Annotated in this window: 12 protein-coding genes and 2 pseudogenes; 7 read left to right on the top strand and 7 right to left on the bottom strand. The window is 66.6% G+C overall.

The window, feature by feature from the left end; all coding sequences use genetic code 11:
• Nucleotides 1–23: 23 nt before the first annotated feature.
• Nucleotides 24–182 (bottom strand): annotated as a pseudogene (locus ID554_RS31375) (FAD-dependent oxidoreductase); the annotation flags it as partial.
• A 128-nt stretch (nucleotides 183–310) separates the two neighbouring features.
• On the opposite strand from ID554_RS31375, the gene ID554_RS05805 reads away from it, so the two are divergent.
• Both ID554_RS05805 and ID554_RS31370 read left to right on the top strand, forming a co-directional pair.
• A complete protein-coding gene (locus ID554_RS05805) occupies nucleotides 311–979 on the top strand; it encodes a pentapeptide repeat-containing protein (RefSeq protein ID WP_117231251.1) in 669 nt (222 codons plus the stop codon).
• A gap of 107 nt (nucleotides 980–1,086) precedes the next feature.
• A pseudogene (locus tag ID554_RS31370) lies at nucleotides 1,087–1,272 on the top strand (IS982 family transposase); the annotation flags it as partial.
• 265 nt (nucleotides 1,273–1,537) lie between these two features.
• On the opposite strand, the gene ID554_RS05800 reads toward ID554_RS31370, so the two are convergent.
• The 4 genes from ID554_RS05800 to ID554_RS05785 all read right to left on the bottom strand — a co-directional run bounded on the left by ID554_RS05800 (nucleotide 1,538) and on the right by ID554_RS05785 (nucleotide 7,528).
• Nucleotides 1,538–2,350 carry a helix-turn-helix transcriptional regulator gene (locus tag ID554_RS05800; protein WP_117231252.1) on the bottom strand — a complete coding sequence of 271 codons (813 nt, stop codon included), beginning with the start codon at nucleotides 2,348–2,350 and terminating at the stop codon, nucleotides 1,538–1,540.
• Nucleotides 2,351–2,437: 87 nt separating this feature from the next.
• Nucleotides 2,438–3,730, bottom strand: coding sequence for an MFS transporter (locus ID554_RS05795; RefSeq protein WP_117231253.1), 1,293 nt, complete (start codon nucleotides 3,728–3,730; stop codon nucleotides 2,438–2,440).
• The gene (locus ID554_RS05790) at nucleotides 3,727–4,560 is read right to left on the bottom strand and encodes a thioesterase domain-containing protein (protein WP_158573879.1); all 834 of its coding nucleotides are present in this window, start codon (nucleotides 4,558–4,560) and stop codon (nucleotides 3,727–3,729) included. Before ID554_RS05790 ends, ID554_RS05795 begins: the two co-directional genes overlap by 4 nt.
• Nucleotides 4,550–7,528: a non-ribosomal peptide synthetase gene (locus ID554_RS05785; protein WP_117231255.1), complete on the bottom strand. Its 2,979-nt coding sequence runs from the start codon at nucleotides 7,526–7,528 to the stop codon at nucleotides 4,550–4,552. The genes ID554_RS05790 and ID554_RS05785 overlap by 11 nt, the downstream gene beginning before the upstream one ends.
• Before the next feature lie 79 nt (nucleotides 7,529–7,607).
• Here ID554_RS05785 and tnpC point away from each other — a divergent pair, with 79 nt between their 5' ends.
• Entirely contained in the window at nucleotides 7,608–9,026 is a 1,419-nt protein-coding gene (gene tnpC / locus ID554_RS05780; RefSeq protein WP_191088609.1) for an IS66 family transposase, read from the top strand.
• Here the strand turns inward: tnpC and ID554_RS32930 are convergent.
• On the bottom strand, nucleotides 8,924–9,220 hold the full coding sequence (locus ID554_RS32930; protein WP_191088726.1) for a condensation domain-containing protein: 297 nt from the start codon (nucleotides 9,218–9,220) through the stop codon (nucleotides 8,924–8,926). The two genes, tnpC and ID554_RS32930, sit on opposite strands and share 103 nt — an antisense overlap.
• A gap of 203 nt (nucleotides 9,221–9,423) precedes the next feature.
• Here ID554_RS32930 and ID554_RS05770 point away from each other — a divergent pair, with 203 nt between their 5' ends.
• The 4 genes from ID554_RS05770 to ID554_RS05755 all read left to right on the top strand — a co-directional run bounded on the left by ID554_RS05770 (nucleotide 9,424) and on the right by ID554_RS05755 (nucleotide 13,096).
• Nucleotides 9,424–10,248, top strand: coding sequence for a transposase family protein (locus ID554_RS05770; protein ID WP_191088867.1), 825 nt, complete (start codon nucleotides 9,424–9,426; stop codon nucleotides 10,246–10,248).
• Nucleotides 10,249–10,429: 181 nt separating this feature from the next.
• Nucleotides 10,430–11,965 carry a class I tRNA ligase family protein gene (locus ID554_RS05765; protein ID WP_191088725.1) on the top strand — a complete coding sequence of 512 codons (1,536 nt, stop codon included), beginning with the start codon at nucleotides 10,430–10,432 and terminating at the stop codon, nucleotides 11,963–11,965.
• Between the two features lie 288 nt (nucleotides 11,966–12,253).
• On the top strand, nucleotides 12,254–12,490 hold the full coding sequence (locus ID554_RS05760) for a transposase (RefSeq protein ID WP_117231374.1): 237 nt from the start codon (nucleotides 12,254–12,256) through the stop codon (nucleotides 12,488–12,490).
• Between the two features lie 276 nt (nucleotides 12,491–12,766).
• On the top strand, nucleotides 12,767–13,096 hold the full coding sequence (locus ID554_RS05755; protein ID WP_191088724.1) for an AfsR/SARP family transcriptional regulator: 330 nt from the start codon (nucleotides 12,767–12,769) through the stop codon (nucleotides 13,094–13,096).
• On the opposite strand, the gene ID554_RS05750 is transcribed toward ID554_RS05755, so the two are convergent.
• Nucleotides 13,065–13,958: an IS982 family transposase gene (locus tag ID554_RS05750; RefSeq protein ID WP_191088568.1), complete on the bottom strand. Its 894-nt coding sequence runs from the start codon at nucleotides 13,956–13,958 to the stop codon at nucleotides 13,065–13,067. The two genes, ID554_RS05755 and ID554_RS05750, sit on opposite strands and share 32 nt — an antisense overlap.

Below are 13,958 nucleotides of genomic sequence, written 5' to 3'. Positions count from 1 at the left end.
GAGGGAAGCACCGGGGCGTAGACGGCACCGGAGTGCAACTGCCCGAAGTTGGCCAGCGAGGCACCGGGGCGTCCGTCGCCGAGGCAGCGGACGCGTAGCCCGCGCCGGGCAGCGGTAACGGCGATGGTGAGGCCACACAGTCCCGAGCCGATGACGAGGACATCGACGTTGTCGTCAATCATGTCATCGACGACGGCAAGGTGGTATCGATCGGCGAATCGGCGGACCAGTTCCGCCGTAGCCGCCGACCAGCGACATCATTCGACGCGGGGTGGCGTGCCCACCCCGCGCCCGTACAGGTTGAGGAGACATGCGGACGACGACCGTGGGTGACGTGACCATTCTCCTGCCGGACCTCGATCCGGAGGACCTGGACCAGGTCACTGATCTGTTCGACGATGAGGTCCGAGACGTGCTCTTCGATGGGGTTTCCTGGCGTGGCGGGCAGCTTGCGGACCGGAGCATCCGAGGCTGCCGGATCACCAGCGCGGACCTCGGTGAGGTCAGCTGGGAAGCCGGGGCGCTCTACGGGTGCGAGATCGTGGGGACGGACCTGTCCGGGGCGACCCTCACGGGCATCAGCATCGAGCGGTGCGCGTTCACGGGATCCCGTTTCACCGGCACTCGGCTTATTGACGTCCGCCTCAAAGATATCCTTTTCGACAACTGCCGGTTCGACTACGCCACCCTGAACCGCGTCAGCGCCGCCGGCTCGGTGGCCTTCACCAACTGCACCTTCGGCCACGGCAATTGGTCATCCTGCCGCCTGCCCGGTATCGCGCTGCGTTCCTGCGTTCTCGGGCACCTGGAGTTGGAATCCTGCCGCCTCGACGGCGCCGATCTGCGGGGCAACCGACTGCACGACCTCAGGACACCGTTGGACAACCTGAAAGGCGTCTTCCTCGGTGAAGATCAACTCTCTGATCTCACTCGCCTGACTGTCGAGGCCCTGAACATCGCCCTCCGCGCCGAGGGCTGATCGAAATCGAGAAACACCTGGTCGCGGCGTCGGGTGGTTAGTTAACGGGAGGGCTGTCTCACAAGGTGAGATAGCTGAGTGGGTGGACCAAGATCTTTCTGTAGGGAATCCGTCCCGCTGGGTCTCGGAGGACCGGTAGGCCACCGAAGCTATTCGACGCGGAGCTGCTCACCTTGGCGGTCGCGTTCCGAGGCCCGTTGGTTGCGGTTCGTCCCTGGGCATCTGCCCGGGCGTTTCCGTATCTGCCGGGGCAGTCTGGTTACAACAAGCGTTTGCGGGCTGCGGTTCCGCTGGAGTTCGTCCTGACCCTTGACAAGGGCGAAGCCGCACGCCTCTTTGCACCTCGACGTGGATGTTCGCAGGCAGCTGATGTCGGCGCTGGTCACCTGCTTGTCGTGGACCAGGTTGTAGTGCTTCGTCAGCCCCGGTTCCCGTCCCAACATCACCGACCGCCGGTACGAGTCCAACTCCGCACCGACTCGCGCCATTCGTTGGCCGCCGGTTCCCAGCCGGATCCCGGCCGCCGATGCTCGGGTCGACGTGGCCTGCTGACGTGCCTCAAACTCTGGCTTCCGTACTGCGAGAAGGCCACCCGGCAGCGTACCGGCCCGGGGTGACGCCCAGGTAGCGGCGGAAGTGCCGGGTCAGATGGGGTTGATCGTAGAAGCCGGTGGAGGCGGCGACCTGACCCGCCGGTACACCCCGCAGTAGCAGCCGGCGAGCCTCGTCGATGCGGCGTCCGGTGAGGTACGCATGCGGTGCCAAGCCGTACGCGGCAGTGAACGAACGCACCAGGTGCGCTGGGCTGGCATCGAGTTCTCGGGCCGCCGTTTCCAGCGTCACTCCGGCCACCGCCCGTTCGTCCAGCAGGCCGCGCAGCCGACGAGCCAGTGCCGGTTCGGGCCGGACATAGGGTGTCGGGCGGAGGTGCCGGGAGAGCCCTTCGCAGATGAGCGCGAAGCGGCTCTGCGCGGCGAACCCCTCACCGGGCTGGCGCAGCGCCTGGTGCAGCAGATGGACCCGCCTCCGTAGCGTCGGCTCGGTCAGATTCGGGGCGTCCACCGCCGCGCCGATGAGTCCCGTGTCGAGGATCGTCGAATCCAGGTAGAGCACCCGCTTGCGGAAGCCGTCCGGCGATGCGGCCCGACCGTCGTGCGCGACGTCCGGTGGCAGCAGCGTCACCTGGGACCGCAGGACGCCGTGGCGGGTACGGTGCAGGTCGTACTCGATCATCCCATCGTCGACGACCAGCAGCGTCCAGCAGCCATGGGTGTGCATCGGGTATGCGTGCATGGTGAACGTGGCGTGCAGCACCTCGACGATGCCATCAACGGCTGGCCGCCACGCCGTCACCCGCTGACCCACATCCACGCCACGAATCTACAAGGCCCACGTGCCTCCGTACCGCCGGTCCGGTACCTGGCCGATTGTGCGGCCAGGTACCGGCTGCCCTTTCCATCAGGCGGGATTCTTTGCGGTCTCCGGCATCGTGCGTAGTCGGGTGAGCGGGGACAGAGCGACCCCGCACAGTACGAACACCATCGATCCGCCGGTCGAGATCCACAATGCCTCTCGCACCCCGGCTTCTGCCGCGACGAGTCCAGCGACCAGGCCGCCGAGCGCGCCGAGCCCGAACATCACTGCGCGTACCGCGGCGTTCATTCGGCCCAGCAGGGACGGGGGCGTGATGTTCTGTCGCACACTCATGATCACGATGTTGACGATCGTCAGTCCGAGCGAACCGAGGAACCACGCGATCGTGTACAGGATGCCCAGCACGAGGGAGGTTCCGGTGGCCGCCGGCAGCAGCACCGTGGGGATGAAGGCGACGCACAGTCCGCCGGCGTAGACGGGACCGAGGCGCAGTCGTGTGATCAGCCGACGGCAGAGGACTCCACCGATGATTCCGCCGCACGCTCCGAGCGAGAAGATCAAGCCGAGCGCCGAGGACGGAATCTCCTGGTCGCGTACCGCGAACAGAATGAACATCGGCACCGTGGCGGAGATGAAGAAGTTGGCCATGCCACCGACCAGTGCGATCCACCGCAGCAGGCGGTCACCGGCGACGAACCTGAGTCCCTGGGACAACTCGGTACGGACCCGCCGCTTCGCCGTGGCCGGGGGCGGCGTCTCTTCTGTGCGGATGAGCAGGAGCGAGATGACCGAGCCGAGGTATGTCGCCGCGTTCGCCGCCATCGCGACAGGTGCTGTCAGCAGGCTCACCAGCGATCCGGCTACGCCGGGCCCGGCCGCGTCGGCGGTGGCGGACGTGGCGGCGAGCTTGGAGTTGGCGTCAACGAGATGCTCAGGATCACGGATCAGCGTGGGAATGAACGACATCCAGCTAATGTCGAAAAGCACCGCAGCCAGTCCGACGCAAAACGTGATCATGAGAAGTAGGGGCATGTTCAGGTGACCGAGTCCGGCCAGGACCGGCACCATCCCGATCAGCACCATGCGGACGACGTTCGCCCCGATCATCGCCGTACGGCGCCGGTAGCGGTCGACCCATACCCCGAGTAGCGGTCCGAACAGCAGGTACGGCACCATCTGCAGGAACCGCAGGATGCCGAGTTGTTCGGGTCCGGCGTCGAGGGTGAGCACCGCGGTCAACGGCAGAGCCAGAATTGTGATCTGCGCACCGAACAGCGAGAACGTCTCGCCGGACCAGAACCTCAGAAAGTCCTTGTGGTGCCACAGGCTCTTCCTGGCCACGACATCGCCCGATCGCACGTCGTTCCGGGTGGTCATGTTCGCACCACCCGGGACGGCACGGGACAGATCTCCCTCAGCGCGGCGCTGACGTGCTCGCCCAGCGCCGCCAGGCCCGCCCCCCGCCAGATCGAGAAGTGGTCCCCGGGTACCGTCACGGTACGCACGTCCTGCGCCACATCCGCCCACCGCTGGTGACCGCGTACTGAATCCTCGCCGTCGATGACAAGCAGCCGGCCGGGATATCCGGGCTCGGGCGCGTATCCGTGCAGCGCGTGGACGTTACGCCGAAATACCTCGAACCGGCGATCGAGCGTCTCCGCGTCGAACTCCTCCGGAATCAGGCCGCCACGACGGAGCAGCTCCCACGCCTGCGCGACCGGTGCGCCGACCGGCCATGCGCGTAGCTCGGTGACCACGCGCTCCTCGGGCCGTCCGTCCCTCCCCTCCCTGACCAGATTGATGGCGAACCTGGTCAGAATCTCGCGCGAAGCGGGTGCCGTCTCGGTGTGATGCATCAGGGCGTCAACGAGCACGACGAGTGGCACGGCGATCCCCAAGGCCCGCAGCCGCCACGCCATCGCGTACGCGATCGATCCGCCCATGGACCAGCCGAGCAGACAGGCTTCCGGCTTCCGGCAGTCGTCAGCCACCGCTTGGACGTAGCGTTCCGCCAGGACACACAGGTCGGTGGGGGGCAGGCCGTCGCTGTCGTAGCCCGGTGCCTCAATGCCGACGACGCGCCGACCGTCGAGCATCCCCGCCAGAGGCAGGTAGGTGTAGGCGGAGCCGGAGGCGGAGTGCACGCAGTACAGGGGCGATGCGTCGCCCCCGCCCGCGCTGAACGGCACCAGCAGGTCAGCGTCCACCGACGGTACCTTCCGTGGCTTTAGCCGCCTTCGCCAGCACCAACCGGTCCACTTCGGTCGCGATCGAGCGCACCGTGGCGTCGGCGAACATCGCACGCATCCGTAGCTTGACACCGAACTCCTTGGCCAGACGACTGACCACACGCATCGCCTGAAGGGAGTTCCCTCCGGCCGCGAAGAACGCCACCGCCGCGCTCACCCGGTCGACTTCGAGCACCTCGGCGTAGATCCGCGCCACAGCCGTCTCGGTGTTGCCCTCCGGTGCGACGTAGTCCATCTCGGGATCGGCGTCGACCGGTTCCGGCAGCGCCTTGCGGTCCACTTTGCGGGCAGTGGTCAGCGGCAGTTCGTCGAGAAACACCCAGGCCGTCGGAATCATGTATTCCGGCAGCCGTTCGGCGAGGTGTGCGCGGAGTTCGGTGGCATCCAGCCGTCGCCCGACGCGGGGAGCGGCGTACCCGACCAGACGTCCCTCACCCCGCCGGTCCGGGCGCAGCGTCACCGCTGCGACACCGACGTCCGGGTGGGACATGAGCGACGACTCGATCTCCTCCAACTCGATTCGCAAGCCACGCAACTTCACCTGACCGTCGGCACGGCCAAGGAACTCCAGTTCGAAATGCCGGTTCCAGCGGACGAAGCCGCCGCTGCGGTAGACCCTGCCGCCGAGGTGGAACGGATCCTCGACGAACGCCCTGGCGGTCAGCTCCGGCTGGTTCAGGTAGCCACGGGCAAGGCCCTCCTCACCGCCGATCAGCAGCTCACCGGGGACCCCCCGGGGAACCAGGCGATCCGCCTTGTCGACCACATACATGCGACGGTCGGTGAAGGGCTTCCCGATCGGCGGCGCACCGCGAGCTGGCTCGTGTGGGCACTCGTAGGACGTGCAGCCGACAGCGGCCTCGGTGGGGCCGTAGCAGTTGATCAGTCTGCGTCCCGGCAGATTCCACTTGGCGACCATCTCGGCTGGTACCGCCTCACCACCCGCCATGATCTTTCGCAGGTCGGGGTACGAACCTCCATCAACCAACGCCAGCATCGCTGGTGACATGCAGATGTAGGTGACCCTCTCCTGACGCATGAGTGTGGCGAGCCCGGCGGGTGAGAGTCCGGTCTCCTTGTCGACGAGGACCAGACTCGCACCGGCGGTGAGGCCGGCGAAGATCTCTCCCTGCGACATGTCGAACGTCAGCGCCGCGAGCTGGAGCATCCGGTCGTCGGGCTGAAGATCGAAAATTCGACGGTACGAGGCGATGAACGACTGTAGAGCGCGGTGTTCGATGAGTACGCCCTTGGGCTGGCCGGTCGAGCCCGAGGTGTAGAGGACGTACGCGAGTGAATCCCTGCCTGCCGTGGCCCACGGCTTCGCTGCGGCACCCGCCTCCGCGAACGCCTGTCGATCCTTGTCGACCTCCACGATCGACCATGCTCCCGCCTCCGGAATCCTGTCCCGGACGCGGCTCTGTGTCATCACCACCGTCGCCGCGGTGTCCCTGATGATGTACTCCAGCCGGCCTGCCGGATGCGAGGGATCCAGCACCGCGAAAGCGGCGCCGGCCTTGAGTACGCCGAGTAGCGTGACGAGCGCGTCCAGGTCGCGCTCCACCGCCACGGCGACGACTTGTCCATCGCCTACGCCACGGTTGCGCAGGAAGGCGGCGACCTCGAACGCCCTGCGGTCCAACTCGTGATACGTCAGGCTGTCCTTTCCGTGGACCACGGCGACGTGGTCCGGCTGTTCCCGAGCCCGACGGGAGATCGCGACATGGACCGGCTCGTCGGCGTGGACGAGCATCTCACCGGTGCCGGCCGCCAACAGCTCCCGGATCTCCGCCTCGTCCAGCAGCGGCAGTTCCGACACCGGCCGGTCCGGCTGGGCACACGCCGCCGAGAGCACCTGCGTGAGGTGACGAACCAGGGCGTTGATCCGCCAGCCGTCGAAGATGTCGAGAGCGTACTCGACGAACACGCGCAGGCGGTCCGGAGACTCGACGAACGTCAGTGCCAGGTCAAAACGTGCTCCGAGCGACGGCGCCTCGATCGCTTCCGCAGTCATCCCGGGCAGTCCCAGAACGGTACCGGCGGTGTGCTCGGTGAGGAACTGGGCGCAGACTCCGAACAACGGATTCCGTCCTGGGTCGCGGTGTGGGCTGAGGCGGTCGACGACGCGTTCGAAAGGGACGTCCTGGTTGTCGTACGCGTCGAGCACAGTGTCGGAGAGCCGGCCGACGAGCTCGGTGAAGGTGGGATCGTCCTGCAGTGTGGCGCGAAGCACCACCATGTTCGTGAAGTATCCGACGACCTGCTCCAGGTCAGGGTCCGTACGGCCGAGCGCAGCGGTGCCCAGGCAGATGTCGTCGTGGCCGCTGTATCGGCTGAGCACGACGATCAGGGCTGCCGACAGCACCGTGAACGGGGACACCCCCTCACGGTCGACCAGTACCCGCACGGCCTTCACGAGGTCGGCGGGCAGGTCGGCGGCCACAGAGGTGCCGGTGAAGCTCGGCTCGGCCGGGCGTGGCCGATCGGTCGGCATGTCCAGTGGGACGGCTCCGGCCAACTGCTGTTGCCAGTACTGGAGCTGCTCCTCCAAGTCACCGTTGTCGAGTGCGGCACGTTGCGCGGCCGCGAACTCGACATAGCGAACTGTGTGGGCCGAGTCGGCGGGCTTGGTCGAGCTCGGCTCGGTGCCGGTGAGCGCGGCGGCGTACGCGTCCGGAAGTTGCCTCAGCAGTAGGCTGGTCGACCATCCGTCGGTGACGATGTGGTGGAAGGCGAGTGACATCACATGTTCGTCCGAGCCGACCCGGAACAGCTTGAACCGGTATAGCGGCCCGCTGACGAGGTCGAACGCCATTGTGGCGTGTTCCCGCAGGCCTTTTGCGAGGGTCGCCTCACGTGATTCGGGTGCCTCGTCGGCCAGATCGGTGACCGGCAGCGGCACGTCCGATGGCGCTGCGATCGCCATCCCTGGCGGTACGTATTCAGCTTGAGGTGAGTGGGGGGCCGGTTGTCCACTCTGGTCGATCGGCTGACATGATCATGGGGTGTCGTCCGTCCCGCAGGTCCCGCTCTCGTACGAGGATCTGGTCGCGATGCTGGTTGAGCTGCGGGAACGGGTTGATCGGTTGGAAGCCGAGAACGCTGAACTGAAACGCCGGTTGGGGATGAACTCCTCGAACTCGTCGAAGCCTCCCTCGTCGGACGGTCCGGGCCGTCCGGCCCGGCAGCCGGGTAAAGGCAGTGGGCGGCGGCGGGGCAAGCAGCCGGGAGCGCCGGGATGGACCCTCGAACTGGTCGCGGATCCGGATGAGGTCATCGAGCACCGGCCACAGCGGTGTGGCCATCCGGGTTGTGGGGCTCCGCTGGGTGATGGGCGTGAGTACGGGCGGCAGCGCCGGCAGGTGATCGAGCTGCCCGAGCGGCGGTCGGTGGTCGTTGAGCACCAACTGGTCGCGGTTGAGTGCGGCGGGTGCGGGCAGGTCAGCGAGCCGGTGGCACCCGGCGGGGTGTCCGGGCGGGTGCAGTACGGCGTCGGTGTCAAGGCCGCCGTCGTCTACGCGCGGGCCGTCCAGTTCCTGCCCTTCGCCCGGGCCGCCGCGCTGTTGGGTGATCTGCTCGGGGTGCGGGTGTCGACCGGGTTCGTGCACCAGGTGGTCGGTGAGGCGGCCCGCAGGCTCGGGCCGTTCGTGTCCCGCACGGCCGCGTTGCTGCACGTCCAGCAGGTGCTGCACGCCGATGAGACCCCGGCAAGGGTCGACGGCGGCTTCAAGTACGTGCACGTGGCCTGCACCCCTGAGCTGACCTTGTTCCACGTCGGCGGCCGCAGCAAGGCCGACATCGACGCCGGGAAGGTCCTGCCCGGGTTCACCGGCACCCTCGTGCGTGACGGCTACGCCGCCTACCGCCACCTGGCCGACGCCGATCACGCCTGGTGCGGAGCACATCTGATCCGCGATCTGCGCGGCGTGCACGAGTCCGACCCGGCCGGCCAGCAGTGGGCCGAGGTGATGGCGCAAACCCTGCTGATGGCCAAGAAGATGACCGAGCAGGCCGTCACCGCGGGCCGGGACGCACTGTCAGCCGACGAGATCAGTCACATCCGTGCCTGTTACGCCGGGGCCCTCGCTTACGGCCGCCAGCAGAACCCGCCCGATCGTGACGGCAAGCCGTCACGAGCCGGCACGCTGGTCGAACGCTTCACCGCCCACCGCGACATGATCCTACGGTTCACCGTCGATCTGGCCGTGCCCTTCACCAACAACCAGGCCGAACGCGATCTCCGCCCGGTCAAACTCCAACAGAAGATCTCCGCGACCTGGCGCACCCTGCAAGGCCTGGCCGACTTCGCCACCCTACGGTCCTACCTGTCCACCGCCACCAAACACGGCAAAGACGCCCTCGACGTGCTCGAACAACTCTTCACCACCGGACCATGGCTACCGGAACCGGCAATATCAAGCTGAATACGTACCCCTGGCGTGCCGTCGATGGTGGCCACCGTACCGCGCAACAACTCGTGTCGCCGAACGAGTTCGGTGAGGGCGGTCCTGAGCGCCTCGCTGTCCAGCGGTCCGCGAATCCGGTGGGCCACCGCAACGTTGTACGTGGCCAGCCCTGGTGCCATCTGTTCGAGGAACCACAGTTGTTCCTGGCCCACCGAGAGCCGCTCCAGCCGAGTTCCGGAATCCTCTATTGCGATCACTGAGCTGATCTCAGCGACGCGAATGTGTTGATTGGTGCGACACGGGCGAAACTGTTGAGATCGGACGGTGCTGGAAGAGGACGCGGAGTCCTCGGTAGGTAGTTCTCACCACAAGATCACCTACACCATGAGGACTCCGCGTGATCGCCTATCGTGCCATGATCGATGTCCCCAGGGAACTCGTGCAGTACCTCGGCCGGCTGCTGGCCGCCGAACGCCGAGCCCGCGGAACCCGGCGTGACACCCGCGCCCTGACCTGCTTCCACCAGGCACTTCTCGTGCTCATCTGGTTCCGCAAAGCCGAGGACCTGACCCTGCTGGCCGCCGGATTCGGGATCTCCCGGGCCACCGCCTACCGCTACCGCGACGAGGGCGTAGCCGTACTCGCCGCCCAGGCGACCGACCTGCACACCGCTCTGCGTCGGGCCGCCGCCGACGGCTGGTCCCACGTGATCCTCGACGGCAAACTGTTCGACTGCGACCGGCTCACCGAGACCACCCTGTCCGTCAAGGGCGAGACCATCGACGCCTGGTATTCGGGAAAGCACCGCGACTTCGGCGCGAACATCCAAGCCGTCATGCGCCCGGACGGGCTACCGATCTGGACATCGGCGGCGATGCCCGGGCATCTGCATGACACCAGCTGCGCCCGCGAACTCGGCGTCACCGCCGCCCTGAACTGGTCCGCCGCCGAACTCGACCTGCCCGCCCTGGCCGACTCCGGCTACGAAAGCACAGGCCACGGCATCAAGACCCCGATCAAGCAGCCCACCGACGGCAGCCGCCTCGCGCCCGACAACCGCGCCTACAACCGACTGCTCCGCGGCCTGCGATGGCAAGGCGAACGCGGCTTCGCCATCCTGATCGGACGCTGGAAGACGCTCCGCCACACGAACATCAGCCCACGCCGAATCGGCGACATCGTCGCCGCCGCATTACACCTGACCCACTTCGAATACAAATACCTATCCGAATCTTGTTGAGATAACTTCACTGCATCCGCTCCAAACCGATGAGCATGCGGACAGTCCTGTCGGCTCGATCGTGTCGGTTCCCGGACCTCAGGTCTTGTACGTTCTTGATTTGCATCAGGGCTACGTATTTCTGGGGATGTCGGGCCCTACTATGTCGGTGATCCTGGCGACAGCAGTGGTGGAGGCGAGCGTGACTAGCAAGGTCCTGACAATCGGTGCACTGGCGAATGACCTCCACGAGCGGCGGGTCGAGGCGGTGACCGCCGCCTGTGAACGACTCGGTGTGCTCTTCGACTTCGCGAAACCGGCACCGGCACCGGCATCGGCACCGGCGACGTCCGCTACGGGCCTGCTGAGGGCCCTGGCGTCTGCGGGAAGGCTTGCGGTGAGCACGGATGACGAGCATGCAGGGCCCTGGACGGTGGCCTATACGCCCTCGCCGAAGGCGCTCGCGGCGGTGGCCAAGGGGTCGACGTCGTCCTGGGGTGCGCGGCTGGACGCCAAGCAACAGAAGGCGTTGCGTCGGGCACCGGGAGCGGTCTTCCGGCTGCCCTTCGCCGACCCCGTGACCGGTGCGACGAGCGGCGACGCGTTGGCCACCTTCACCACCGACTGGTCGCCGTTCACCGCGGCCTGCGCGGTGGCAGTTCATCCAGATCACGAGGCGCTCGCGGGAACCGAGCTGCGGCGGCGTCCCTATTTCAGTGGCCGCTTCGTGCGGCATCCACTGCATGGCGATCTGCTGCCCGTGTGGGTCGCGGACTGGGTCAAGCCCGAGTTCGGCACCGGGGCGGTCATCGTCAACCCGGCGCACTCGGCGGCCGATCTGGAGTTCGCGCTGACCACCGGGCTACCGGTCCGGTTTGGCCTCGGGCCGCACGAGCCCGGTGCCGACCCAGCCAGTTGGCTGACGCCGCCGATTATCAGGACCGGGCAGGTGATACGGGCAGGTCGGCACGATGGCCGAAGCCACGAGGAGGCGTTCGACGCCTACCTGAGCGACCTGCTGGAGTCCGGGCATGCCGACCGCGCCGAGTCCTTTTCGCTCGGCCGGGTGCCGCTCGCCGTGTTCACCGCAGATTCTGCGGGTGACCTCCACTGGTCGCCCGCTCTGAGAGCGCGCAGCCTGATCGAGAGGGACGCGAAGGTTCCGATGGTGTCAGCGTCGATGCAGGGAACCTCGTTGCTCGTCGCGGCAGCGGAGTTCGCGGCAGGTGCACCGGTGATCGTCTGTTCCACGGACGCGGTCGGAACCGACCTGTTGTGGCTGCGTCTGCTGATGCTCGACCTCGACGTCCACCGCCCGCCGGCGCTGGTGGTGCCAGTGGCCCGCGTCGGGTCCGCACAGACCGTCGACCCGCAGTGGATGGACGGTTCGCTGCTCGTCTCAGGCCCGCCTCACGAAACGGTTTCGGTGAAGGCCCAGATGGGCGAGCAGATCGGCAGGATCGCGAAGGACCATGCGGCGGCGGTGGCCGGCTCCGTGGAATCGGATGACACGCCGTCTCAGTCTCAGGTGGCTGGACAGGTCGCCGCGGCGCTCGCCGCCGCCGACTTCGCGGCCGCTTTCAAAGCAGTCGGACCAACCGCGAAGACCATCCGGCGGGGAGGCACGATCGACGAATCCGAGCGCGCCGCCTTCCTGATCGCGCTGTTCGTGGTCCTGGGACTTCCGTTGCCTGAGGGCGTGTCCGTAGACAGGTTGCAGGTGGCCATCACGAGCTGAGCACATTCGACGCCGTCACGATCAGCCGGACGATCGCGGACCTACCTTGCTGATGTCTTGTGCGGGCTTGGGCAGATCTTGCGTCGCGGTATCCTGCGGACGGCCCGCTGCCGATGCACTCCGCCACCGCCATGACACGGGGTGTGTTGCCGGTGCGGATCCGGGAGGCGTTCTCCCCGAAGGTCGCATCCCTGACCCAGGGAAGAACTTCGGTTCCTCAGTGCTGGCGGACATGGGCGAGCAGGTCCGCCGGGTCGGCCTGGGCGGCGGTTAGGCTGTTGACGTACCGTGCGGTTCGCCGCCGACTTCACCGTCGGCTTCTCGAACAACATCGCCGAACAAGCCGTCCGGATGGTCAAGTCCAAGACCCGGGTCGGCGGCGGCTTCCGCACGCTCACCGGTGCCCAGACCTTCCTGTCCATCCGCGGCTACGTTTCCACCATCCGCAAGAACGGTCACCGCGCAGCCACCGAACTCCGCAACGCCCTGCTCGGCGACCCATGGATGCCACCAACTACCGCGTGACCTGAATCCTTCACCAGGCACGACTCGGCTCAACTGACCGTGCTTCGGTTCTAGGGTTAACCCATGGACGGCGTGGAACGCTCGGATGATTCGTTGTCGTCGTTGACGGGAGTCCGAAGCGTCGATAGCATAACGACCGCGGGTCAGATTGTGCTTCACGCTGCGGTGAACATGAAACTGCTCGTCGCCTGTCCGGCAGCGGTGATCCAATTCGACCACCGTCGTCGAGTGGTGGTGCTGCTTGACAAATCGCCACATAGTTACGAGGGGTAACTAGTGCCGGTTACGGTGTTTCGTGTTCTCGGACCGCTCGATTGTCAGACGCACGATACGACGATCCGTATCAACGGCGCGAAGAACCAGACCGTACTAGGCATGCTCCTGCTGGCCGACGGCACGCCGGTGGCGCTTTCCCGACTCGTCGACGTGGTGTGGAGCGCAGCCGCGCCGTCGACCGCGTCCAAGCAGATCCGCAACGCGGTGTCACATCTGCGTCACCTCTTGGTTGGCACCGGGGTGACGATCAGTGCGATCGGCGACGGCTACCTGCTAGACGAGTTGTTCCGAATTGCGGTCAGTGGTCGTAGGCGATCAGTGACCGGGTGACGGGTGCGCCGGTCTTGTTGTTGTGCCAGATCGCCGCGGTCATGGCGAGGAGGCGTTGGGCGACCCGGACGGCCACACCGTCGAAGGTTCGTCCGCCGTGTTGTTCCAGGTCAAGCTGGCCTTTGAGGGTGTCGTTGACCGACTCGATCAACTGGCGGACCTTCTTGAGCATCGGCTCGCCGTAGCGGGCCTTCTCCTTCTTGCGGGACGGGCGCAGCAGTTCGATGCCCTGCTCGGCCAACTGCCGCTCGAATGGCTTGGAGGCGAATCCCTTGTCGCTGATCAGCAGGATCCTGTCGTGCTCTGCCACCACGCCGGCCTCGACGTCCAGCATCGCGGCGAGGACCTCTCGCTCGCCGATCTTCGGGTTCGCGAGGGCCCACAGGATCGGCATCCCGGTCGGGGTGCAGACCAGGTAGAGCCGGAGTCCCCAGAAGAAGCGGGAATGGGAGGCGCAGTAGCCGTATCCGGCCCAGCCGGCGAGGTCTGAGCGCTGGGCGGTGGGGCGGGACATGCCGCACGGGATGGGGGTGGAGTCGACGATCCAGTGGTGGTCGAACCAGAAGTCACTGTCGCGGGCCAGGTCCCGGATGACCTTTTTGATCAGCGGCAGGGCAGCGCGGAGCCGTTTGTTGTAGCCCGGCCGCTGCGGCAGGTAGGGAAACCAGGGGCGCAGGTGGATACGGGCGTAGCGGATCCAGTGCGCCTCAGAGCGGGCACCGAGCAGGACCTGCGCCACCGCGAGGCATACCAGTTCGGAGTCGGTCAGTAGCGGCGGCCGTCCCCGCCACCGGGGGGTGCGGATGCTGTCGTCGATCTTCACGTACAGTGCGGTCAAGAGGGTATCCAGGTCTTGCGTCAC

Origin of the sequence: Micromonospora craniellae, from assembly GCF_014764405.1 — a bacterium.
Lineage (GTDB): Bacteria > Actinomycetota > Actinomycetes > Mycobacteriales > Micromonosporaceae > Micromonospora > Micromonospora craniellae.
Note: the sequence above shows the minus strand (reverse complement) of the source record. Positions and strands in the feature narration are given on the sequence as shown.